This is a genomic window from Streptomyces sp. NPDC057638 (assembly GCF_042800315.1).
Lineage (GTDB): Bacteria > Actinomycetota > Actinomycetes > Streptomycetales > Streptomycetaceae > Streptomyces.
Genome location: NZ_JBHVHF010000021.1, coordinates 14,749 through 37,470, shown reverse-complemented (window position 1 = coordinate 37,470; position 22,722 = coordinate 14,749). Strand labels below are relative to the sequence as shown.

21 protein-coding genes are annotated in these 22,722 nt (G+C 72.4%); 13 read left to right on the top strand and 8 right to left on the bottom strand.

The window, feature by feature from the left end; all coding sequences use genetic code 11:
• Positions 1–9 precede the first annotated feature (9 nt).
• Both ACFVIM_RS05360 and ACFVIM_RS05355 read left to right on the top strand, forming a co-directional pair.
• Positions 10–876 carry a hypothetical protein gene (locus ACFVIM_RS05360; RefSeq protein WP_384298725.1) on the top strand — a complete coding sequence of 289 codons (867 nt, stop codon included), beginning with the start codon at positions 10–12 and terminating at the stop codon, positions 874–876.
• Between the two features lie 217 nt (positions 877–1,093).
• Positions 1,094–1,438, top strand: coding sequence for a rhodanese-like domain-containing protein (locus ACFVIM_RS05355; protein WP_384298723.1), 345 nt, complete (start codon positions 1,094–1,096; stop codon positions 1,436–1,438).
• Positions 1,439–1,631: 193 nt separating this feature from the next.
• Here ACFVIM_RS05355 and ACFVIM_RS05350 read toward each other — a convergent pair whose 3' ends face one another.
• Positions 1,632–2,786 (bottom strand): acyl-CoA dehydrogenase family protein, encoded by a 1,155-nt coding sequence (locus ACFVIM_RS05350; RefSeq protein ID WP_384298720.1) that lies wholly within the window; start codon positions 2,784–2,786, stop codon positions 1,632–1,634.
• Between the two features lie 630 nt (positions 2,787–3,416).
• On the opposite strand from ACFVIM_RS05350, the gene ACFVIM_RS05345 reads away from it, so the two are divergent.
• Entirely contained in the window at positions 3,417–3,725 is a 309-nt protein-coding gene (locus tag ACFVIM_RS05345; protein WP_384298718.1) for a hypothetical protein, read from the top strand.
• Positions 3,726–3,881: 156 nt separating this feature from the next.
• On the opposite strand, the gene ACFVIM_RS05340 is transcribed toward ACFVIM_RS05345, so the two are convergent.
• From ACFVIM_RS05340 to paaA, 5 genes are read right to left on the bottom strand one after another with little or no spacing between them, the layout of a single operon-like run.
• Positions 3,882–4,940 carry a 2Fe-2S iron-sulfur cluster-binding protein gene (locus ACFVIM_RS05340; protein ID WP_384298715.1) on the bottom strand — a complete coding sequence of 353 codons (1,059 nt, stop codon included), beginning with the start codon at positions 4,938–4,940 and terminating at the stop codon, positions 3,882–3,884.
• Positions 4,941–5,435, bottom strand: coding sequence for a 1,2-phenylacetyl-CoA epoxidase subunit PaaD (gene paaD / locus ACFVIM_RS05335; RefSeq protein ID WP_384298752.1), 495 nt, complete (start codon positions 5,433–5,435; stop codon positions 4,941–4,943). It abuts the gene before it with no gap.
• Positions 5,432–6,148, bottom strand: coding sequence for a 1,2-phenylacetyl-CoA epoxidase subunit PaaC (gene paaC, locus ACFVIM_RS05330; RefSeq protein WP_384298713.1), 717 nt, complete (start codon positions 6,146–6,148; stop codon positions 5,432–5,434). Before paaC ends, paaD begins: the two co-directional genes overlap by 4 nt.
• Positions 6,145–6,435, bottom strand: a complete 291-nt coding sequence (gene paaB, locus ACFVIM_RS05325) for a 1,2-phenylacetyl-CoA epoxidase subunit PaaB (protein ID WP_384298711.1) — start codon at positions 6,433–6,435, stop codon at positions 6,145–6,147. The genes paaC and paaB overlap by 4 nt, the downstream gene beginning before the upstream one ends.
• Positions 6,432–7,409 carry a 1,2-phenylacetyl-CoA epoxidase subunit PaaA gene (paaA, locus tag ACFVIM_RS05320; protein ID WP_384298709.1) on the bottom strand — a complete coding sequence of 326 codons (978 nt, stop codon included), beginning with the start codon at positions 7,407–7,409 and terminating at the stop codon, positions 6,432–6,434. Before paaA ends, paaB begins: the two co-directional genes overlap by 4 nt.
• A gap of 557 nt (positions 7,410–7,966) precedes the next feature.
• Between paaA and ACFVIM_RS05315 the strand changes: the two genes are divergently transcribed.
• The 3 genes from ACFVIM_RS05315 to ACFVIM_RS05305 all read left to right on the top strand — a co-directional run bounded on the left by ACFVIM_RS05315 (position 7,967) and on the right by ACFVIM_RS05305 (position 10,978).
• Positions 7,967–8,821: a DUF5819 family protein gene (locus ACFVIM_RS05315; protein WP_384298706.1), complete on the top strand. Its 855-nt coding sequence runs from the start codon at positions 7,967–7,969 to the stop codon at positions 8,819–8,821.
• 101 nt (positions 8,822–8,922) lie between these two features.
• Entirely contained in the window at positions 8,923–10,167 is a 1,245-nt protein-coding gene (locus tag ACFVIM_RS05310; protein ID WP_384298704.1) for an HTTM domain-containing protein, read from the top strand.
• A 4-nt stretch (positions 10,168–10,171) separates the two neighbouring features.
• Positions 10,172–10,978 carry a TrmH family RNA methyltransferase gene (locus tag ACFVIM_RS05305; RefSeq protein WP_384298701.1) on the top strand — a complete coding sequence of 269 codons (807 nt, stop codon included), beginning with the start codon at positions 10,172–10,174 and terminating at the stop codon, positions 10,976–10,978.
• A 189-nt stretch (positions 10,979–11,167) separates the two neighbouring features.
• On the opposite strand, the gene paaN is transcribed toward ACFVIM_RS05305, so the two are convergent.
• Positions 11,168–12,844, bottom strand: coding sequence for a phenylacetic acid degradation protein PaaN (gene paaN, locus ACFVIM_RS05300; RefSeq protein WP_384298699.1), 1,677 nt, complete (start codon positions 12,842–12,844; stop codon positions 11,168–11,170).
• 125 nt (positions 12,845–12,969) lie between these two features.
• On the opposite strand from paaN, the gene ACFVIM_RS05295 reads away from it, so the two are divergent.
• The gene (locus tag ACFVIM_RS05295) at positions 12,970–14,712 is read left to right on the top strand and encodes a 3-hydroxyacyl-CoA dehydrogenase (RefSeq protein ID WP_384298697.1); all 1,743 of its coding nucleotides are present in this window, start codon (positions 12,970–12,972) and stop codon (positions 14,710–14,712) included.
• 25 nt (positions 14,713–14,737) lie between these two features.
• The gene (locus ACFVIM_RS05290) at positions 14,738–15,334 is read left to right on the top strand and encodes a TetR/AcrR family transcriptional regulator (RefSeq protein WP_384298750.1); all 597 of its coding nucleotides are present in this window, start codon (positions 14,738–14,740) and stop codon (positions 15,332–15,334) included.
• Between the two features lie 244 nt (positions 15,335–15,578).
• Here the strand turns inward: ACFVIM_RS05290 and ACFVIM_RS05285 are convergent, their stop codons facing one another.
• On the bottom strand, positions 15,579–16,142 hold the full coding sequence (locus tag ACFVIM_RS05285; RefSeq protein ID WP_384298694.1) for an Lrp/AsnC family transcriptional regulator: 564 nt from the start codon (positions 16,140–16,142) through the stop codon (positions 15,579–15,581).
• Between the two features lie 167 nt (positions 16,143–16,309).
• On the opposite strand from ACFVIM_RS05285, the gene pdhA reads away from it, so the two are divergent.
• From pdhA to ACFVIM_RS05260, 5 genes are all read left to right on the top strand, one after another.
• A complete protein-coding gene (gene pdhA / locus ACFVIM_RS05280) occupies positions 16,310–17,527 on the top strand; it encodes a pyruvate dehydrogenase (acetyl-transferring) E1 component subunit alpha (RefSeq protein WP_384298747.1) in 1,218 nt (405 codons plus the stop codon).
• On the top strand, positions 17,524–18,552 hold the full coding sequence (locus ACFVIM_RS05275) for an alpha-ketoacid dehydrogenase subunit beta (protein ID WP_384298691.1): 1,029 nt from the start codon (positions 17,524–17,526) through the stop codon (positions 18,550–18,552). The genes pdhA and ACFVIM_RS05275 overlap by 4 nt, the downstream gene beginning before the upstream one ends.
• Positions 18,552–19,967 carry a dihydrolipoamide acetyltransferase family protein gene (locus tag ACFVIM_RS05270; RefSeq protein ID WP_384298689.1) on the top strand — a complete coding sequence of 472 codons (1,416 nt, stop codon included), beginning with the start codon at positions 18,552–18,554 and terminating at the stop codon, positions 19,965–19,967. The genes ACFVIM_RS05275 and ACFVIM_RS05270 overlap by 1 nt, the downstream gene beginning before the upstream one ends.
• A gap of 374 nt (positions 19,968–20,341) precedes the next feature.
• A complete protein-coding gene (locus ACFVIM_RS05265; protein ID WP_384298688.1) occupies positions 20,342–21,319 on the top strand; it encodes an NTP transferase domain-containing protein in 978 nt (325 codons plus the stop codon).
• Positions 21,319–22,671 (top strand): molybdopterin molybdotransferase MoeA, encoded by a 1,353-nt coding sequence (locus ACFVIM_RS05260; protein ID WP_384298685.1) that lies wholly within the window; start codon positions 21,319–21,321, stop codon positions 22,669–22,671. The genes ACFVIM_RS05265 and ACFVIM_RS05260 overlap by 1 nt, the downstream gene beginning before the upstream one ends.
• Positions 22,672–22,722: the final 51 nt, after the last annotated feature.

Sequence of the window (22,722 nt, the reverse complement as noted above, 5' to 3'; positions counted from 1 at the left end):
GCTGAGCAGGTGACCGAGGACGCGCCCGGGGGCCCCACGACCCGGAACGACGAAGAGCAGGATCAGCGCACCAGCCCGGAGGAGCGGGTGGCCACTCCGGAGGAACGGCTGGCCACAGCGGTGCGCGCGGCCGAGCAGGCGTTGATCGAGTTTGAGATCGCGCTGGAGACCTTCCGGGTGGAGATGGAGAACTTCTCCCGGCTCCACCACCAGAGGCTCGGCCCGATGTATGCCCGGCTCGATGAGCTGGACGCGCTGATCGCGGAGGCCCGCGCGGCCCGCAGCGGCGACCCGGAGGACTGGCACCGGGCGCGGGAGGCACGGGCGGCCGTGCTGCCGATGCCCGGTGTGGACGAGCTGTTCCACGGCTGGATCGACTCCGACGGGATCTCGCCCGAGGCGGCGGCCATGCTCACCGAGCAGCCGGTACGGGCGCCGCAGCGGGTCCGGCCGAGCGAGGAGGCCCGCAGGCTCTACCGGGAGCTGGCCCGCAAGGCCCATCCCGACCTGGCCCAGGAGGAGCCGGAGCGGGTGCGGCGCGAGGCGTTCCTCACCCGGGTCAATGTCGCCTATGGGCTCGGCGACGCCGAGGAGCTGCGGGAGCTGCTGGCGGAGTGGGAGCGGGGACCCGCACCCGTCGCACCGGAGACCGGGACCGGGCCCGAGGAGGGCGAACGCCTCTACGCCCGGTTGGAGTGGCTGGCCCAGCGCAAGGACATGCTGGCCCAGGTCGCCGCCGAGCTGGAGGAGAGCGCGATCGGATCGATGCTCCGGATGGCCCCGGACGATCCGGACCGGCTGCTGGAGGAGATCGCGGAACAGCTGCTGGCCCAGGTCGCCGAGCGGGAGCGGGAGCTGGCCGGGCTGGTGGAGTAGTTTTGCGGGGGCTTGTTGGCCGGGGCCGAGGTGGCTGGGCGGGCCGGAGTCAGGGCCGCCGGATCCGGTGGGCCGCGGTCACCGTGGATGGTCCCGGGCCCGGGCGGCGTCCGCCGGGTGCCCGGCCGGGCCCCGGGGGACGCACCCCGTACGAGGTTGGCCAGGCTCTCCCCGTACAAGCCGTACAGATCACGGACAGATGAGAGAAGGCATATCCATGAATTTCGCCCCGCTCCCCTCGGTGGAGGCCGCGGCGGTGCCGTCGGACGGCCTGGTGCTGGATGTCAGGGAGGCCGATGAGTGGGCCGCCGGGCACGTCGATGGCGCGCTGCATGTCCCGATGAGCGATTTCGTCGCCCGCTTCGGTGAGGTGACCGATGCCGTGGCGGATGGGCGCCGGGCCTATGTGATGTGCCGGGTGGGCGGACGGTCCGCGCAGGTCACCCAGTATCTGGTGCAGCAGGGAATCGACGCGGTGAACATCGAGGGCGGCATGCTCGCGTGGGAGGGCGCCGGGCGGCCCATGGTCGCCGACGGTGGGGGGACTGCGACGGTCATCTGACGGTCCGCGAACTCCCGCCTGGCCCGGGACGCCCCGCACTCCCCCTGGGCCGTGCGGCCCGGGAGGTACCCCGGGCGGAGCGCGGGGGAGTGTTCCCCAGCGCCGGACGCCGCAGGCCCCTCCCTCTGGGACTTCGTCCGGGGGAGGACGGCGCTTCTGTGTGGACACGAGGTGCGGGAGTGCCGCGAGCCGGTCAGCCGAGCGGATGGGCGGCCAGAAGGTCGCCGAGTGCCTCCTCATGGGCGGCGGCCGGGCCGAGGGAGAGTTCGAGCTGCTTGGCCCAGGCGTGATAGCGGTGCAGCGGGTAGTCGGTGTCGGCGCCCACACCGCCGTGCAGATGCTGTGCGGTCTGGACGATCCGGCGCACCCCCTCCGAGGCCCAGATCTTCGCGACCGCCACATCACCGGCCACGGGGAGCGGCCCGCCGAGCCCGGGGCCCCCAGGCGCGGATGTCAGCCGCCAGGCCGCCTGCCAGAGCGTCACCTCCATGGCGCGCAGATCGATGAAGCGGTCCGCCGTCTGCACCGCGACCGCCTGGAAGGTCGCCAGCGGATGGCCGAACTGTTCGCGTTTGCCGGTGTATCCGCTGGTCAGGGTGAGTACCGCGGTACCGAGGCCGAGCGCGAGCGCGCAGATTCCGGTGGTCAGTGTCTGGCGTAGCCACTCCCAGGCGCCGTCCGTGTCGACCACCCGGTGGCCATCGACGCGTACCGCCTCCAGACGGACCTCGGCGAGCCGTTCACCACTGGTCGAGATCTGTTCCGCCAGTGTGACCCCGTCCTGGGCCGGGGCGACCAGGGCGATCACGGCCTCACCGTCGCCGCTCTGGGCGGGCACGGCGATCAGATCCGCCGAGTGCGCCCAGGGCACCGCGGTCTGGACACCGTCCAGCGTCCAGGCACCGGACGTGCCCTCGCGGGCGGCGGTGACGGAGAGTTCGGCCGGGTCGTGGCCGGTGCGGCCGTGCGCCGCGGCGGTGAGCACCAGCTCGCCCCGGGCGACCCGGGGGAGGACCTCCGTACGGAGCTCGGGAGCGCCGTAGCGGTCCACGGCCATCGCCGCCGCCCCGGTCTCCAGCAGCGGTACCCGTGCCAGCGATCCGCCGCACTCGCGCAGCATCAGGCAGAGCGCGACGGTGTCGAGCCCGGCGCCCTCGTACTCCGGGGCGAGACAGAGTCCGAGCAGATCGCTCTCCGCGAGCCGGGCCCACAGCGCCCGGTCGATCTCCGGAGCGACCGCGCCCAGGGTGAGCGCCGGACTGGGCACGGCATCGGCCCGGACCCCCGAGAAGATGGCCCGCGCGGCCTCGACGGTGGCGTGTTGTTCCTCGGTGAAGGTGAAGTCCACGGGCGTGCCTCCCGGGGTCGGTGGCGACCAGGAAATCTGACGGATCGTCAAGATAGGTCAGGGGAGGGGAAAAGGCCACAGCGGAGGTGGTGGGTAGGCGATGCCATCGCTGTTCACCGCAGGATCGGCGGCGGCTTGTTCTCCGGTGGCCGTCGGCCAGCCCGCACTGGTGAAGCGGAGATCGATGGCGTCCGAGCGGTGGTGTGCGAGGGCCGCACGCGCGGCCTTGCCGGGGCGTCCCGGGGTGCGGGGTCCTTCACTGCTCGGGCCGCCCTCACATCCGCTTCCCCGATCGCTCCGTCGGGCGAGAAGCCGTTCGCCGCGACTTTCCCTTTCTCCAGACGGCACCGTTGAGGGTCACTATCGTGGCGCGTGGAAGTCTGGGGGGCCACCCATCGAGGTGGCGACCGTCACTCCCCGGGTGTACTGACAAGGCGAGTGAACCCAGCCATCCACTCGCTCCGCCGCAGTGCACGGACGAGCGACCACTTTCGCAACGCTCCAAACCCAACCAACCAGAAGTCCCTGAGTTTCTCTTGCTGGTACGGAACTCAGTTCAGCCACAAGTCGTGGCCGAGCTGAGTAGGCGTGCCTGCAGACAGTTCGGCCCTGTGGAGAAGGGATCGAACGGTGGACTCGTCTGCGGTTCTCTGGATTCTCGCCTGGTCGGGCGTGATCTCCATCGGGATTGTCGTCCTGACCGGAATCCTGAAGCAGCTGCTCCCCTTGGTTGAGGCATGGCACAGCCTGCTCGACACCTTTCGCGGTGACAGAGCGCAGGATGCTGTGGGCGGCAGTGAGCCAGCGCCCAAGCCGAAGAGCGCGGAGGAGCCGACGGCCGCCATAGTGCCGCTTGAGGCTGCTGGATCGGCGGCCGCCCTGGAGAGGCATGACGAGAAGACGGATTCCGTTATGCCAGCACCCGCGCCACATCAGTGACATCTGCTCATCTTCAACCGGAAGTCTGGGCCGAAAAGCTTGGGGCCAGGTGTCCCCTGGCGGGAAGGGCACGGGGACGGATGGGATCAGGGCGCCTGGGAAAGTCACCGCGGGCTTGGGGCCCGAGGGGCACCGACGGCGTCGCCTGGGAGGTGGTCAGCGGTCGAAGTCGAGCTCCAGGGTGGGGGTCGTGGGATGGGACTGACAGGCGAGGACATAGCCCGCGTCCGTCTCCTCCGGCTCCAGGGCGAAGTTCCGGTCCATCCGGACCTCCCCCCGTACCAGGAAGGCGCGACAGGTGCCGCAGACCCCGCCCTTGCAGGCGTAGGGGGCATCCGCGCGGCTCCGCAACACCGTCTCCAGCAGCGACTCGCCGTCGCGGACCGGCCAGGTGCCCGAGCGGCCGCCCAGGGTGGCCGTGAGCGTGGCGTGGGAGGGGGCCGGGGCGGCCGGGCCCGCGCCGGTGACGGGGGCCTCCGCCACATGGAAGATCTCCTGGTGGACGCGGCGCCGGTCCACGCCGAGCCCGCGCAGTGCGCGCTCCGCCGCCGTGACCAGACCGAGGGGACCGCAGAGGAACCAGCCGTCCACCTCGCTCACCGGCAGCAGCGCGGGCAGCAGCCCGCCGAGGCGCTCCTGGTCCAGCCGCCCGGAGGGGAGTCCGGACTGCCGCTCCTCCCGGGAGAGCGCGGTCACCACCTGGAGCCGGTCCGGAAAGCGGTCCTTGAGGTCGGCGACCTCGTCGAGGAACATCGTCGAGGCGACCGTGCGGTCACTGCGGATCAGACAGAACCGTGCCTCGGGCTCCCGCGCCAGCAGGGTGGCGGCCATCGAGAGGACCGGGGTGATGCCGCTGCCGCCGACGACGGCCGCGAACCGCCCCGGACGGGGGTCGAGCCGGAAGCGGCCCATCGGGGGCATCACATCGACGGTGTCACCGGCCGCCAGCTCCTTCAGCGCGTAACGGGAGAAGGCGCCGCCGTCGACATGGCGGATGCCCACCCGCAGCACCGGGTCCGCGCCGGGCTCGGCGGCGGGGGCGCAGATCGAGTACGTACGCCGGATCTCCTCGCCGTCGACCGTCCGGCGCAGGGTGAGATGCTGGCCGGGGGTGTGACGGAAGGTCTCGCGCAGCTCGGCCGGGACCGCGAAGGTGATCGCCACCGAGTCGTCCGTGAGTCGTTCGACCTCTCTGACGCGGAGCGTGTGGAACATCTACAACTCCTTGAAGTGGTCGAAGGGTTCACGGCAGGAGACACAGCGGCGCAGCGCTTTGCAGGCGGTGGAGGAGAACCTGCTGAGCAGTTCGGTCTCGGTGGAGCCGCAGTGCGGACAGCGCACGGAGAGCGTCAGCGCGACCGGCCCGGCGCCCGGCTGGGTCCGGGGCGGGGCGATACCGGACTCCGCGAGCTTGCGGCGGCCCTCCGGGGTGATGTCCTCCGTCGACCAGGGTGGTGACAGCACGGTGACCACCGACACCTCGGCCATGCCCTGCTCACGCAGCGCCCGCTCGATGTCGGCGCTCATCGCCCCGATCGCCGGGCAGCCGGTGTAGGTGGGCGTCAGCTCCACCTCCACCCGGCCGGGGCCCAGTATCTGGATCCCGCGCAGCACACCCAGCTCTTCCAGGGTCAGCGTGGGCAGCTCGGGGTCGGGCACCGCGCCCGCGACGGCGCGCAGCCGCGCTTCCAGCGGGGTCTCGGTGGTCACCATGACGCCCCCGGGTGGCTGCGGTGCAGATGCTGCATCTCGGCGAGCATCCGGCCGAAGGGCTCGGTGTGCAGCCCCTGTCGTCCGGCGCCCGCCGCCCAGCCGCCCGTGCGTGGCCCCTCGGGCACGGGAAGCGTCGCCCACTCCAGTACGGACGTCAGCGACTCCAGCCAGCTCGCCTCCAGGGCGGCCCAGTCCACCGCGAGTCCCTCGACGGGCTGGAACATCTCGCCCGTGTACCGCCACAGGGCCGCACCGGCGCGGCGCATGCGCCGATGGCTCTCCTCGGTGCCGTCGCCGAGGCGTACGGTCCACTGCTCGGCGTGGTCCCGGTGGTAGGCCACCTCCTTGACGGCCTTGGCGGCGAGGCCGGTGAAGGGACCGGCCGTGGTGGCCAGTTCCGCGTACAACAGATGCTGATAGGTGGAGAAGTAGAGCTGGCGGACGATGGTGTGGGCGAAGTCGCCGTTGGGCTGCTCGACCAGTTGGAGGTTGCGGAAGGAGCGCTCCTCGCGGAGGTAGGCCAGCTCGTCCTCGTCACCGGCGAGGGAGAGCAGCACCCGGGCCTGGCCCAGCAGGTCCAGCGCGATATTGGCGAGCGCGACCTCCTCCTCCAGCACGGGGGCGTGACCCGCCCACTCGGCCAGCCGGTGCGAGAGCACCAGGGCGTCGTCGCCGAGGGCGAGCGCGGGCGTGTTCACCGTGGTCGTCACAGATGCCTCACCCCGTCCGGGATCTCGTAGAACGTCGGGTGGCGGTAGGGCTTGTCGGCGGACGGCTCGAAGAACGGGTCCTTCTCGTCCGGGGAGGAGGCGGTGATGGCGGTGGAGGCGACCACCCACAGCGAGACGCCCTCCCCGCGCCGGGTGTACAGGTCCCGGGCGTTGCGCAGGGCCATCTCCGCGTCGGGGGCGTGGAGACTGCCCGCGTGGGTGTGGGAGAGCCCACGGCGGGAGCGGACGAAGACCTCCCACAGCGGCCACTCGGTCGAACCGCTCATGCCGTCACCTCCAGGGGGGTGCCCGATCCGGATCCGGCGCGCTTGGCCGCGTGCGCGGCCGCCGCCTCGCGCACCCAGGAGCCCTCCTCATGGGCACGGCGGCGCTGGCTCAACCGCTGCTCGTTGCACGGGCCGTTGCCTTGGAGGACCGCGTGGAACTCGCTCCAGTCGATCGCGCCGAAGTCATGCTGGCCCCGCTCCTCGTTCCACCGCAGATCGGGGTCCGGGAGGGTCAGCCCGAGCGACGCGGCCTGGGGGACGCAGATGTCGACGAAGCGCTGCCGCAACTCGTCGTTGGAGTGCCGCTTGATCTTCCAGGCCATCGACTGGGCCGAGTGGGACGACTCGTCGTCCGGCGGACCGAACATCATCAGCGAGGGCCACCACCAGCGGTCCACGGCGTCCTGTGCCATCGCGTGCTGCGCGGGGGTGCCCCGGGAGAGGGCCAGCAGCAGCTCATAGCCCTGGCGCTGGTGGAAGGACTCCTCCTTGCAGATACGCACCATCGCCCGTGCGTAGGGTCCGTAGGAGCAGCGGCAGAGGGGAACCTGGTTGGTGATCGCGGCGCCGTCCACCAGCCAGCCGATCGCACCGACGTCGGCCCAGGTCAGCGTGGGGTAGTTGAAGATCGACGAATAGCGCTGGCGGCCCGCGTGGAGTTTGTCGAGCAGTTCGTCGCGGCTGGCGCCGAGCGTCTCCGCCGCGCTGTAGAGATACAGGCCGTGCCCCGCCTCGTCCTGCACCTTGGCCATCAGGATTGCCTTGCGGCGCAGGGAGGGCGCGCGGGTGATCCAGTTGGCCTCCGGCTGCATGCCGATGATCTCGGAGTGGGCGTGCTGCGCCATCTGGCGAATCAGCGTGGCGCGGTAACCCTCCGGCATCCAGTCGCGGGGTTCGATGCGCTCGTCGGCGGCGACGGCGGCGTCGAACACCGCCTGGCGCGCGTCCGCCGTATCCAGGGTCACTGCCGTCATCCGGGCCCCCTACCGACCGATCGTTCGGTTCATTGACTTCAATGGTGGGTCGGGGGCCCTTAGGGTGTCAACCCTGTGGATAACTGATGCCGGCCGGCGGGGATCGGGGCGGAATGGACGCCAGCGAGGACGAGGACGCCAGGGGTGCCGAGGGGACGGGTTCACCACCGCCGTCCGCACCCACCGAAGGCACTCTCCCTCACCGTCGTGACCAGCGGAGATCCAGCCCGGTTACCGAGCGTGCGGGCGCTGGCGGGCCCGCTGGAGCGGTGGGGTCCCCTGAGCCGGTCGGAGCCGCCGGGGCCATCAGGGCCGCCGGGACGACCGATCGGGGCAGGGCTGACGGGATGGCCGACCCCGTCGGGCCTGGTGACCCCACGGACCCCATGGACCCCATGGACCCCACCGACTCCGCTGACGCCACGGATCGCGCTCAGCTCGGTGACTCCGTTCGTTCCGGCGCGGGCGGCGGGCCCGCCGGACCCGCCAGGGGCGCCGAGCGTGAACCGTGGCCGGCCGTCCCGGTCCCTGGTCCCCGGCACCCGTCCGGTCGGAGCATGTCCGTGGGCGGGACGGAGACGGCGGACGGCGCCGGGCCCGAGAACGGCTCCCGGGCGGCGGGCCGCTCCCCTGAAGCCCCGCCTCCGGAGCCCGGCGGCAGAGACGGTGCTCCCAGTGCCACCGGCGTTCCCGGTGCCGATCCCGGCCCCAGGCATGGAATCAGAGCGCTGTCCCTGCCGTACCGGATGGCGCTGGGTGCCTGTGGCGCGCTGATCGCCTTCGCCGCGCTCGTCCATCTCGGGATGGTCTTCCTGCATGTCGCCCCGGCCAACACGGTCAGCAAGGAGTACGGCGAGACCATCGACGCCTGGATCTATCCGGAGTTCGAGCAGAACTGGAAGCTCTTCGCCCCCAATCCGCTCCAGCAGAACATCTCCGTACAGGTGCGGGCCGACGTCAGGGCGGCGGACGGCGCGCGCACGACCACCGGGTGGATCGATCTGACGGCCCGGGACACGGCGGCGATCCGTGGCAATCCTTTCCCCAGTCATACGGATCAGAACGCGTTGCGCCGGGCCTGGGACCTCTATGTCAACACCCACGACGACAAGAACCGGGCCACCGGGCCACGCGGCGCGCTGGCGGAGCGCTATGTACGGCGCATCGCGATGTCGCGGCTGGAGGAGAGGGAACTCGGCGGAACCGTGGAACGGATACGGCTCCGTTCCGCCACCCGGCTGGTGCCGGCTCCGCCGTGGAGCGAGGAGAGGACCGAGACGCGCACCTTCTACCGGGTGCTTCCCTGGTGGACCGTGACCAGGGCCGATCTCCCCGCCGGTGTCGACAACGGACGGATGCGGGAGATGGCGAACCGGGAGACGGCGCAACGGGAGTTGGGGGCGGCCGGGTGAGCCAGAGCCAGGTTCAGAACCGGAACCAGAGCCAGGTTCAGAACCGGAACCGGAACCGGGATCAGATCCGGAACCGGAGTCAGGTACTCGGCCGGCGGGCCATGGACGCGGCGCAGCGGATCACCGCCGAGGTGCTCGGTCCGTACCAGACCGCTGTCGTCCGGATGGGGTTCGCCGGAACCTGGCTCTTCTTCCTGGTGCGCGAACTCCCCCACCGTCATGAGCTTTACGGCCCGGACGGGCCCTGGAGCTGGGAGAGCGCGCACGCCTTCGTCGGGCGCAACGACGCCTTCACCGTGCTGTTGTGGTCGCGTGGCGACCTCTGGTTCGAACTCGTCTACGCCCTGGCGCTGGTCTCCGCCGCGCTGTTGCTGGTCGGGTGGCGGACCCGGACGATGTCGGCGCTCTTCATGGTGGGTGTGCTCTCCCTTCAGAACCGGTCGATCTTCATGGGGGACGGTGGGGACAACGTCATCCATCTGATGGCGGTCTATCTGCTCTTCACCCGCTGTGGACGGGTCTGGTCGCTGGACGCCCGGCGGGCGGCGCGGCGGCCGCCGGGGCGCGATGTCGTGGGGCCCCTGCTGTGGACCGTGCTGGGTGCGGCCCTGCTCATCGGCACCTTGGTGAACCAGACCGGCTGGCAGATGTACACGCTGCTCTGGGCCCTCTGGCTGGCGCAGGCACTCTGGTGGACGCTGGAGCGGCGCGCGCCGGACGGTCAGCCGAGGCTGCTGCTGGACGCTCTGTCCAACCTCCTCCATAACGCCGGACTGCTGGTGATCATGGTCGAGGTCTGTCTGATCTACGCCACGGCGGGCTGGTACAAGGTCCAGGGGTCGCGCTGGCAGGAGGGGACCGCCCTCTACTACCCGCTGAACCTGGACTACTTCACTCCTTGGCCCGCGCTCTCCGATCTCCTGGCCTCGGGGGGCGTGATCGTGATGGTCGTCACCTATGGAACGGTCGTCGTCCAGGTGGCGTTCCCGTTCACGCTCTTTCAGCGGCGGGTGAAGAACGTCCTGCTCGCGGTGATGATGATCGAGCATCTGGCCATCGCCGTGCTGCTGGGACTGCCGTTCTTCTCCCTGGCGATGATCGCCGCCGATGCTGTCTTCCTGCCGACCGTCTTCCTGCTCTGGGCCGGTACGAGGGTGGGACGCGGGCGTACGGGACTGCTCGCCCGGATGGCCTCGGCGCGGGCCGCCGTGGCGGCGCGTTCGTCCTCCAGCGCCCGGGGCTCGTCCCGGGCCGCGCCCGGGGCGGTGGCGAGGACGCCTGAGGTGACGATGGAACCGGATGGGGAACCTCCGGTACGGGACGGGGACAGCGGCGCCGTAGCCTGATGCGGTGAGTGACGACGACGCCTCGACGGCGGTACGACGGTGGCGTGAGGCCGAGGCGGAGTCCGGCGCTGTCCTGCTGGACGGGTTCCACACGCTGAAGCACGCCCTCCGGTTCGGTGCGGAGGTACGGGTGGCGGTCGCGGCCGACAAGGAGGCGGCGCTGACCCTCTCCCGGGAACTCGCCGACGATATGACCGCACCCCTGGAAGAGCTGCTCATCGAGGTCGACCGGCAGCGGCTGCGGGAACTGGTCCCGAGGGTGCACCCCACGCAGCTCGCGGCCCTGGCGACCCGTCGGGGGCGCGAGGAGAACCTCACAGTGCTGGCCGAGCGAGCCCGGCGGTCGCCCATCGTGGTCCTGGACAACCCGCGCAACCTGGGGAACATCGGGGCCGTGGTGCGGCTGGCGGCCGGGTTCGGTGCGACCGGAGTGATCACTACGGGTGATATCGACCCCTGGCACCCCAACGCCGTGCGGGCGGGGGCGGGGCTGCACTTCGCCACCGCCGTGGAACGGCTGGAACTCGACGACTTCCCGGAGGGGCCGCTCTATGTGCTCGATCCGGACGGGGAGGACATCCGGGGGATGGGGCTGCCCGATGACGCGCTGCTCGTCTTCGGGTCGGAGCGGCACGGGGTCTCGGCGCCGGTACGGGAACGGGCGACACGGCTGGTCTCCTTGCCGATGCGCCCACGGGTCTCCAGTTACAACCTGGCGACCAGTGTGGCGATGGCCCTCTTCCACTGGGGCGGGCCCCGTCCCGAGCACCCGGAGCACCCCGGGCATCCCGAGCACCCGAGTGCGCGGTGATCGGGGCCTGCGGCTGAGCCCCGGACGCCCGGTGGCCTGCGGCTGAGCCCCGGGGACGGGTCTCAGGTGCAGGGCCCGCCCGCCCGCTGTGCGCGCCGGGCGGGGTCCTCTCCGTACCGCCGTCATCGCCCGCCGTGGCGCGCGCTCCCTTGGACACGGGGAGCGCGCGCCACCAGGGGGGCGCGAGGGTCAGGCGGGGCGGCGGATCTCGATGACGCGGAAGCGGTTGGCGACGAAGGCCCCATCGGTCAGGGCCGAGTTCGCCGCCGGGTTGCCGCCCGAGCCGTGGAAGTCCGAGAAGGCGGCGGTCTGGTTGACGTACACCCCACCCGTGAGGTTCAGGGAGAGCTGCGCCGACTCGTCCAGACAGACCTCCTCGATCGCGCGCTCGGTCTCCGCCGACGTGGTGTACGCGCCGACGGTCATCGCGCCCTTCTCCCGGATCGTGCGCCGCAGCAACTCGATCGCGTCCGCCGTCGAGTCCACGGCGACGGCGAAGGAGACCGGGCCGAAGCACTCGGAGAGATAGGCCGCCTCCGCGTCCGGCTTGGTGCCGTCGAGCTTGACGATCACCGGGGTGCGCACGACCGCGTCCGGGAAGTCGGGATGGGTGATCTCGCGCGAGGCCAGCGCCACCTCGCCGAGACCGGGGGCGCCGTCGAGACGGCTCTTGACCTCGGGGTTGACCAGGGCACCCAGCAGTGCGTTGGCACGGGCGTCGTCGCCGAGGAGCCCGCTGACGGCGGCCGCGAGGTCGGCCACCACCGCGTCGTACGTCTTGTGGCCCGCGTCCGTGTCGATGCCGTCCCGGGGGATCAGCAGGTTCTGCGGGGTGGTGCACATCTGGCCGCTGTAGAGGGAGAGCGAGAAGGCAAGGTTGGAGAGCATGCCCCGGTAGTCGTCGGTGGAGTCGACGATGACGGTGTTGACGCCCGCCTTCTCCGTGTGGACCTGGGCTTGGTGGGCGTGGGTCTCCAGCCAGACGCCGAACTCGGTGGAGCCCGTGTAGTCGATGACCTTGATCTCGGGGCGCAGGGCGAGCGTCTTGGCGATGCCCTCGCCGGGGCGGTCCACGGCCAGGGCGACGAGGTTGGGGTCGAAGCCCGCCTCCGCGAGCACCTCACGGGCCACCCGCACGGTGAGCGCGAGCGGCAGCACGGCACGCGGGTGGGGCTTGACCAGCACCGCGTTGCCCGTCGCCAGCGAGGCGAACAGGCCCGGATAGCCGTTCCACGTCGGGAAGGTGTTGCAGCCGATCATCAGGGCGATGCCCCGCCCCGCCGTGGTGAAGGTCTTCCGCAGCTCCAGGGGGTCGCGCTTGCCCTGCGGCTTGGACCAGTCGGCGGCGGCCGGGGTGCGGGTCTGCTCGGCGTAGGCGTACGCCACCGCCTCCAGGCCACGGTCCTGGGCATGGGGGCCGCCCGCCTGGAACGCCATCATGAACGCCTGGCCGCTGGTGTGCATGACGGTGTGCGCGAACTCATGGGTCCGCGCACTGATCCGCGAGAGGATCTCCAGGCAGACCAGGGCCCGCAGTTCGGGGCCCGCGTCGCGCCAGGCGGGCAGCGCCGCGCGCATCGCGGGGAGCAGCACGTCGATGTCCGGGTGGGGATACTCGATGCCCAGCCGAGGTCCGTACGGCGAGACTTCACCCCCGGTCCAGTCATCGGTGCCGGGCTGGTCCAGGTCGAAGCGGGTGCCCTTGAGGGCCTCGAAGGCGGCGAGGCCGTCGGCGGGCGCGCTCTCGCCGTACCCCTTGGGGTGCTCGGGGTGGGGCGACCAGTACGCACGGGTGCGGATCGCTTCGAGGGCCTGGTCGAGCGTGGGCCGATGGCTCTCGGAGAGCCGGGTCTCGGTGAGCTGCATGGGGCGGACCAACTCCTCGTCGCGCTGGGCGGGGACGGAGGGACAGAGTTAGAGTAACCGAACGATCGGTCGGGACAAGGGGGGCTGTCAAGCCTGTGGATAACTCATCCGGGAGGATCACTCCCATGACCGTCATCGATCCGGCCATCGACGCCGGAGGCTCCGGCCGGCGCCCGGAATCACCGGTGTCACCGGTGTCCCCTGTGGCCCCCGTGGGTGCGGGCGACACCGGCGGCACCGGCAGCGCGGGGAGAGCAGGAGTCACCGGGGAACCACAGACCTCGGCGACCACACGGGACACGGTGGACACGCGGGGTCTGGTGGCCGTGGTGGGGACCGGGACCATGGGCCAGGGCATCGCCCAGGTCGCCCTCGTCGCGGGCCATCCCGTGCGGCTGTACGACGCCGCCCCGGGGCGGGCGGAGGAGGCCGTGACCGCCGTCGCCGCCCGTCTGGACCGGCTGGTCGTCAAGGGGCGGTTGACGGCGGAGGCACGGGACGCCGCGCGGGACCGGCTGCGCCCGGTCCCGGCACTCGCCGGGCTCGCGGACGCCACGCTCGTCGTGGAGGCGATCGTCGAGCGTCTCGACGCCAAGCGGGAGCTGTTCGCGGCACTGGAGGAGGTCGTCGCCGACGACTGCCTGCTCGCCACCAACACCTCGTCCCTTTCCGTCACGGCCGTCGCGGGCGCCCTGCGCCACCCGGGCCGCTTCGTGGGCCTGCACTTCTTCAACCCGGCGCCGCTGCTCCCGCTGGTCGAGGTCGTGAGCGGCTACGCCACCGACCCCACGGCCGCGCGGCGCGCCCAGGAGACGGTCACCGTCTGGGGCAAGACCCCGGTGCGCTGCGCCGATCTGCCGGGCTTCATCGTCAACCGGCTCGCGCGCCCCTTCTACGCGGAGGCGTTTGCGGTCCTGGAGGACCGTGCCGCCGACCCCGCCACCCTCGACGCGGTGCTCAAGGAGTGCGGCGGATTCCGGATGGGCCCGTTCGAGCTGACCGATCTGATCGGCCAGGACGTCAACGAGGCGGTCACCCGCTCCGTATGGGAGTCGTTCCACCGCAGCCCCAAGTTCGTCCCGTCCCTGGCGCAACGCCGTCTGGTCGACGCGGGTCTGCTCGGAGTGAAGTCCGGTCGTGGCTGGTTCTCGTACGGGGAGGGGGCCGAGCGCCCCCGGCCGCACACCGCCGAGGCGGCCGAGCCGCCCGCGTATGTGATCGCCGAGGGCGATCTGGGGGCGGCGGCCGGGCTGGTGGAACTGATCGCCGAGTCGCCCGTCGCGCTGCGCCGGGCGCCCGAGGACGAGCGCACCCGGCTGGTGCTGCCCGGCGGCGGTCAGTTGGTGCTCGCGGACGGCCGGACCTGTGGTGAGTACCAGGACGCCGTCAGCTTCGATCTGGCGCTCGACTACCGGACCGCCACCCGTGTGGCGCTCGCCGTGTCCCCCGCTACCCCGCGCCGTACGCTCACCGAGGCGATCGGCCTGTTCCAGGCGCTCGGCAAGAAGGTCAGCGTCATCGGAGACGTACCCGGGATGATCGTCGCGCGGACGGTCGCGATGCTGATCGACCTCGCCGCCGACGCCGTCGCCAAAGGCGTGGCCACCGAGGAGGACATCGACACGGCCCTGCGGCTGGGCGTGAACTACCCCAGGGGGCCCTTCGAGTGGAACCGCCGACTCCCGCCTGGCTGGGCGCATGACCTGCTGACGAACACCCATGAGCGGGTGCCGGGCGGACGGTACGGGCCGAGCCTCGCGCTCTTCCAGTACCCGCCGGCGGCCGGGGAGCGACCGGGCGGGCCGACCGCCGACCGGCAACGCCCCGGCGCCGCCCCCGACGACACGGAAGAGGACACCGACACATGACCATGACCACATGGGACACCGACGTATGACCACGGCCAAACGGGACACCTACACGCCCGAGACCCTGCTGACGGTCGCCGTGCGCGTCTTCAACGAGCGCGGGTACGACGGAACCTCCATGGAGCACCTCTCCCAGGCGGCGGGGATCTCCAAGTCGTCGATCTACCACCATGTGGCGAGCAAGGAGGAACTGCTGCGCCGCGCGGTGAGCAGGGCGCTCGACGCGCTCTTCGAGACCCTCGACGAGCCGGGGGCGGTCGAGGGGCGAGCGATCGACCGCGTCGAGTACGTCACCAGGCGCACCGTCGAGGTGCTCATGGCCGAACTGCCCTATGTGACGCTCTTGCTGCGCGTACGGGGCAACACGACGACCGAGCGCTGGGCGCTGGAGCGCAGGCGCGAGTTCGACCAGCGCGTCTCGGAGCTGATGCGGGCCGCCGCCGACGCGGGCGATCTGCGGGCGGACGTGGATGACCGGCTGGCGACACGGCTGCTCTTCGGGATGGTGAACTCGCTGGTGGAGTGGTACCGGCCGCATCCGGGCGCGGCCCAGGAGGAGGAGGAGCGGCTGGCTGGGACGGTCGTCCGGCTGGCCTTCGACGGGCTGCGCACCCACCGCTGAGGGCGTGCCGTAGGGGGTGATCGCCGGGCGGGGGCGCGTCACCTAGGTGACGCGCCCCGTGCTGGTGTCGCTGTCGGCCGACCCGCGCGGTTCCGGCCTCGGGTACGGGAACGGTCCGGCGGTAGGGTCCGTGGGCCGGTCCCGGGTCCCGGCCCGCCGTGGTTCGCGGGCCCGCCGCGCCCGTACGGGGCGCACCGGCCGGATGCCGGGGATCCGGCCGCCGGGCGGCGTGGGCGCGGCGCCGTCAGGGCGGGGTGGAGACGGGGGAGAGGTCGGGGTGGAGGGCCGTCTCCTCGAAGACAAGCAGGGTCCGGGTCGACAGGACCTCAGGGATCGACTGGAGCTTGGTCAGGACCAGCTCGCGCAGACTGCGGTTGTCCGGTGTGTGGACCAGGAACAGCACGTCGAAGTCGCCGCTGACGAGAGCGATATGGGCGGCCCCCGGCAGCGCCTGGAGCTGTTCGCGGACCGTGCGCCAGGAGTTCTGCACGATCTTGAGGGTGATGTACGCGGACGCGCCCTGGCCCGCCCGCTCATGGTCGACCCGGGCGCCGAAGCCCCGGATCACCCCATCGTCGATGAGCCGGTTGATCCGCGCGTACGCGTTGGCGCGGGAGACATGGACGCGGTCGGCGACGGACCGTATGGAGGCGCGGCCCTCGCTCTGGAGGATGCGCAGGATGTCACGGTCGATGGAGTCGAGCGGACGGATCGGCTGAGCCGGTTCCGCTGGGTGCGCGTCGGGTGCCGGACGGTTGCCATCCTCGGCCATATGTTCAGGTGTCATATCCCCCCGCCTCTCTGGCATGGACGACCTGGCTCCATCACAGGCTGTGGAGAACCGTTTGTCCACAGGGCGGGGGTGCCTGTAGCCAAAATGCGTCCACGACCGAACAATCGGTAGGTGAGGCACGTCATAGCCGTGCCGTCTGTCGCCGCTTCCCCGAGGAGGTGCTCGCCTTGCGAGACAGCAGCATGACGGTTCAGGAACCGCCCGGTGCCGCCTACCGGCTCGCCCCGCCCCCGGCCTGGCGGCCCCGTGTCGATGCCGCCCCGCTCCTGCCCGATCCCGAACCGTTCCGGGTGCTGGGTACGGACGCCGCCGCGGACACCGACCCCGAGCTGTTGCGGGCGCTCTACCGCCAGCTCGTCCTCGGCCGCCGGTACAACGCGCAGGCGATGGCCCTGACCAAGCAGGGCCGGCTCGCCGTCTACCCGTCGAGCACCGGCCAGGAGGCGTGCGAGGTCGCCGCCGCCCTCGCCCTGGAAGAGCGGGACTGGCTCTTCCCGAGCTACCGGGACACCCTCGCCGCCGTCGCGCGCGGGCTGGACCCGGTGCAGGCGCTCACCCTGCTGCGCGGCGACTGGCACACCGGGTACGACCCGTACGAGCACCGGGTGGCTCCCCTCAGCACCCCCCTCGCCACCCAGCTGCCGCACGCCGTGGGGCTGGCGCACGCCGCCCGGCTCCAGGGGGACGATGTCGTCGCGCTCGCCATGGTCGGCGACGGCGGCACCAGCGAGGGGGACTTCCATGAGGCGCTGAACTTCGCGGCCGTCTGGCGCGCCCCCGTCGTCTTCCTGGTGCAGAACAACGGCTTCGCGATCTCGGTGCCCCTCGCCAAGCAGACGGCCGCGCCCTCCCTGGCCCACAAGGCCGTGGGATACGGCATGCCCGGCCGTCTGGTCGACGGGAACGACGCCCCCGCCGTGCACCAGGTGATCTCCGATGCCGTCGCCCGCGCCCGGGGCGGTGGTGGCCCCACCCTGATCGAGGCCGTCACCTACCGGATGGACGCGCACACCAACGCCGACGACGCCACCCGCTACCGCGCCTCCGCCGAGGTCGAGGCATGGCGGGCCCATGACCCGGTGCTGCTGCTGGAGCGCGAGCTGACCGGGCGCGGACTCCTGGACGAGGAGGGGCGCCGCGCCGCCGCCGAGGCCGCCGAGACGATGGCCGCGCGGCTGCGGGAGCGGATGAACGCCGATCCGGTGCTCGATCCCATGGACCTGTTCGCCCATGTCTACGCCGAGCCGACCCCGCAGCTGCGGGAGCAGGCGGCGGGGCTGCGGGCGGAGCTGGAGGCCGAGCGGGAGGCCACACACGACCCCGCACACGGCCCCGAGCGGACGGGGGCGGACACCGGCGGCGGAGCGGGCGCGCCCGGCGGGATGGAGGGAAGGCGATGACGACCATGACACCTGTAGCGGCGACCGGGTCGCGGGTGAAGCCCGCGACCATGGCGCAGGCCCTCCAGCGCGCGATGCGCGACGCCATGGCGGCGGATCCCTCGGTCCATGTGCTGGGCGAGGACGTGGGGACCCTCGGCGGGGTCTTCCGGGTCACCGACGGACTCGCGAAGGAGTTCGGCGACGACCGATGTACGGACACGCCCCTGGCGGAGGCGGGCATCCTCGGCGCCGCCGTCGGCATGGCGATGTACGGACTGCGGCCGGTGGTCGAGATGCAGTTCGACGCCTTCGCCTACCCGGCCTTCGAGCAGCTGGTCAGCCATGTCTCGAAGATGCGCAACCGCACCCGGGGCCGGATGGGGCTGCCGCTGACCATTCGTATCCCTTACGGCGGCGGGATCGGGGGCGTCGAACACCACAGCGACTCGTCCGAGGCGTACTACATGGCGACGCCGGGGCTCCACGTCGTCACCCCCGCGACCGTGGCGGACGCCTATGGGCTGCTCAGGGCGTCGATCGCCAGCGACGACCCCGTGGTCTTCCTGGAGCCCAAGCGGCTGTACTGGTCGAAGGCGGCCTGGTCGGCCGAGTCCCCCGCCCCGGTCGAGCCCATCGGCCGGGCCGTCATCCGGCGCCCGGGCCGCAGCGCCAGCCTGATCACCTACGGGCCCTCCCTGCCGGTCTGCCTGGAGGCGGCCGAGGCCGCCCGGGCGGAGGGCTGGGACCTGGAGGTCGTGGATCTGCGCTCCCTGGTGCCGTTCGACGACGAGACCGTCACCGCCTCCGTACGGCGCACGGGGCGCGCGGTCGTCGTCCATGAGTCCACCGGCTTCGGCGGTCCCGGGGGAGAGATCGCCGCGCGGGTGACCGAGCGCTGCTTCCACCATCTGGAGGCGCCCGTGCTGAGGGTGGCCGGATTCGACCTCCCGTATCCGCCGCCGATGCTGGAACGGCACCATCTGCCGGGTGTCGACCGGATTCTGGACGCGGTGGCGCGGCTCCAGTGGGAGGCGGGTCACTGATGGCTCAGGTACTGGAGTTCACCCTGCCCGACCTCGGGGAGGGGCTGACCGAGGCGGAGATCGTGCGCTGGCTGGTCGCCGTGGGCGATGTCGTCGCCATCGACCAGCCCGTGGTCGAGGTCGAGACGGCCAAGGCGATGGTCGAGGTCCCCTGCCCATACGGAGGGGTGGTGACCGCGCGCTTCGGTGACGAGGGCACGGAACTGCCCGTCGGCGCGCCCCTGATCACGGTCGCCGTCGGCGCGGCGTCCCTGGAGGCGGCCACCGTCGGCGCGCCCGCGCCGATCGGGGAGGCCGCGCCCGTGACGGAGGGAGGCGCCGGGGCGGACCCGGACGCGCCGGAGGCGTCGGGCAACGTCCTGGTGGGCTATGGCACCGGGGCGCCCGCCGCCCGCAGGCGCCGGATCCGCCCGGCCGCGCCGGGTGCCGCCGTCCCGGCAGCTACCGTGAGTGAGTCCGCCTCCGGCCCGCGCGGGGTCCCCGGGGCCACCGCGCCCGCGCCCCTGGCGCCGGACACGCGTCAGAGGGTCGCCGGGGCCGTCCCCGTGATCTCCCCCCTGGTGCGCAGGCTCGCCCGGGAACACGGCGTCGATCTGCGGCGGCTGAGTGGTTCCGGCCCCGAGGGGCTGATCCTGCGCTCCGACGTGGAACGGGCCCTGAGCACACCCGAGGAGACCGCCGCGCCCGCCCCGCAGACCGGCGCCCCGATCGCCACCGGGGCCGCCGGGGCCACCCGGATACCGCTCCGTGGGATCCGGGGCGCGATGGCCGACAAGCTGTCGCGCAGCCGCTCCGAGATCCCCGACGCCACGTGCTGGGTCGACGCGGACGCCACCGAACTGCTGGCGGCGCGCGCGGTGATGAACGCCTCGGACGGCCCCAAGATCTCCGTGCTCGCGTTGTTCGCCCGGATCTGCGTGGCGGCGCTGGCCCGCTACCCCGAGCTGAACTCCACCGTCGACCTGGCGGCACGGGAGATCGTGCGGCTGCCTGAGGTCCATCTCGGCTTCGCGGCCCAGACCGAGCGCGGACTGGTGGTCCCCGTGGTGCGGGGCGCCCAGGCCCGTTCGGCGGAGTCGCTCGGCGAGGAGTTCACCCGGCTGACGGAGGCGGCCCGCCAGGGCGCGCTCACTCCCGCCGATCTCACCGGTGGCACCTTCACCCTCAACAACTACGGGGTGTTCGGTGTGGACGGCTCCACGCCCATCATCAACCACCCCGAGGCGGCGATGCTCGGCGTGGGCAGGATCGTGGCCAAGCCCTGGGTCCACGAGGGCGAACTGGCGGTACGGCAGGTGGTGCAGCTCTCCCTCACCTTCGACCACCGGGTCTGTGACGGGGGTACGGCGGGAGGCTTCCTGCGCTTCGTGGCCGACTGTGTGGAGCGGCCCGCCCTGCTGCTGCGCACGCTGTAGGGGCCGTGGCGCGGCCCGCCCCCTGAGGTGGTCGCGACCCGGCCTCGCTCACCGTGTGGTCGGGTTCCCGGTGCGCGGCCCGCCGGGTGAGGCGGCCGGATCCGGCCTCTCTCGCTGGTGAGGCCGGGACGCCGACGGCGGGGCCGTGTGCCGCCGCCGCGCGCCGGCCGCGCCGCGGGGCGTGGCGGCGGCCCGGCGCCGTGATCGAACGCCACACCCGCCACGTACCGGCCGGAGCGGGCTGGGCGGGACCGGCAGCCACCGATAGACACCGACGGGCACCCATGGCCACCGACAGGCACCGACAGCCATCGATGGACTCGGTAGGGACAGGTCCGTACGGAGGAGGGGAAGGCGGGCGCGATACTGCGGCTATGACGGAGACTCAGCAGCCCCGATCGCCGATCGCCGCCTATGACGTGGTGGTGCTCGCCGGGGGCGCCGCGCGCAGACTGGGCGGAGCCGACAAGCCGGGGGTCAGCGTGGGTGGCCGGGCCCTGCTCGACCGGGTGCTCGACGCCTGCCGGGACGCCGGGCGCACGGTCGTCGTCGGGGACCGCAGGGTCACCACGCGCCCCGTGGTCTGGGCCCGGGAGCAGCCGCCCGGCGGCGGACCCGTGGCCGCGCTCGACGCCGGGGTGCGGTCCCTCGACCCCGAGGCCGGGACGGTGCTGGTGCTCTCGGCGGATCTGCCCTTCCTGCGTCGGGAGACCGTACGGGACCTCCTGGGCGCGCTGACCGCCGCCCCTGGGGCGGAAGGGGTCGTCGTCCGGGACGCCGACGGTCAGGACCATCCGCTGGTGGCCGTCTACCGGGCCGAGCCGCTCCGCCGGGAGCTGGCACTGCTCGCGACCGAGTACGGCGGCCTCGGCGGGCTTCCGCTGCGGCTGCTGGCGGGGGAACTGGAGCTGACCCGGGTCGACGCGGAGCCGCTGGCCACCTTCGACTGCGACACCTGGGACGACGTCTCCGCCGCACGGGCCCGGATCAGGGAGCATGGCTCCGTGCTGGATGAATGGATCTCCGTGGTCAAGGCGGAGCTCGGGATCGACCTCGATGTCGACACCCCCCTGCTCCTGGATCTCGCCCGGGACGCCGCCCATGGGGTGACCCGGCCCGCCGCCCCGCTCACCACCTTCCTGGTCGGGTACGCGGCGGCGAGTGCCGGTCAGGGCGGGCCGGAGGCGGTCGCGGCGGCCGTCCGCAAGGCGGCCGCGCTCGCCCGGCGCTGGGAGGCGGAGGCCGCGCCCCCGGGAGCCCCTGATACCGCAGCCCCTGGTCCCGGCACCGTGGACCCGGACCTCGGACAGGGCGCACGCCGACCGGACCCCGGCCCCGGACAGGGCGCCTGATGACGCGCCCCGGGGGCCCGGACCCCGGCGGCGACGGTCTGGAGGAGGCCCTCGCGCTGGTGGGACCCGGTGCCCGGGAGAACGCCGGAGCGAGGGCCGCCGCAAGGGAGCGCCCTCGGACACGCGCCCCCCGGCACCAGGGCCTGTCCTGGCCCGAGGCCCATGAGCGGGCCGTCCACGCCGGTCGTGGCGCGGGCGGCCAGAGCGTCGACCGTGTGCCGCTGCCCGGCGCCCTGCGGCGCGTGCTCGCCCAGCCGCTCACCGCCCTGGGCGATCTGCCGTCCTTCGACACCTCCGCCATGGACGGCTGGGCTGTCGCGGGCCCCGGCCCCTGGCACCTGGGCGAGGGCCTCTCCCTGTTGGCGGGCCACAGCTCCGCGTCGCCGCTGGAGGACGGTACGGCGGTGCGGATCGCCACGGGTGCCCGGGTACCGGTCGGCGCCACCGCCGTGATCCGGTCCGAACACGCCCGCGCCGATGAGCGGCGTCGGCTGCTCTTCGCCGAGCGCACCGTGATCCAGGGGCAGGACATCCGCCCCCGGGGCCAGGAGTGCCGCTCCGGTGACCGGCTGCTGCCCGCGGGTTTCCCGGTCACCCCGGCCGTGTTGGGGCTCGCCGCCGCGGCGGGCTATGACGAGCTGGACGTGGTGCGCCGACCACGGGCCGAGGTGCTGGTCCTGGGGGACGAGCTGCTGACCGAGGGGCCCGCCCGGGACGGGCTGATCCGCGACGCTCTGGGGCCGATGACCGCGCCCTGGCTGAGCGCCCTCGGAGTGGAGACCCTCGCCACCCGGCGTCTCGGTGATGACCAGGAGGCACTCCACCAGGCCGTCAGTGGCTCCACCGCCGAGCTGGTGGTCACCACCGGGGGCACGGCGGCGGGCCCGGTCGACCATGTCCATACCGTTCTGCGGACGCTGGGTGCCGAACTGCTGGTGGACGGGGTCGCCGTCCGGCCGGGGCATCCGATGCTGCTGGCCCGCCTCCCCGCCACTGAGGGCCGCCCGGCGCGCTATCTCGTGGGACTGCCCGGGAATCCGCTCGCGGCGGTGGCCGGGCTGCTGACCCTGGTGGAGCCGCTGCTGCGAGGGCTCGGAGGAATGCGGGCCCCCCTTCCCTGCCGGGTGCCCGCACAGGAGGAGGTGCCCGGCCATCTCCATGACACCCGCCTGCTGCCGTGTGTCTTCCGCGATGGCTGGATGACGCCCGTGCGCTATGCGGGGCCCGCGATGCTCCGTGGGGTCGCCGCCGCCGATGGGCTGGCCGTGATCCCGCCGGGAGGGGTGCGGACCGGGGAGGAACTGCGGGTGCTGGAGTTCCCCTGGCGACCGATGGGCGGATCGGCCAACTGAGGGTGTTTCACGTGAAACACGGTCATGTTTCACGTGAAACGGCCGAGGGTG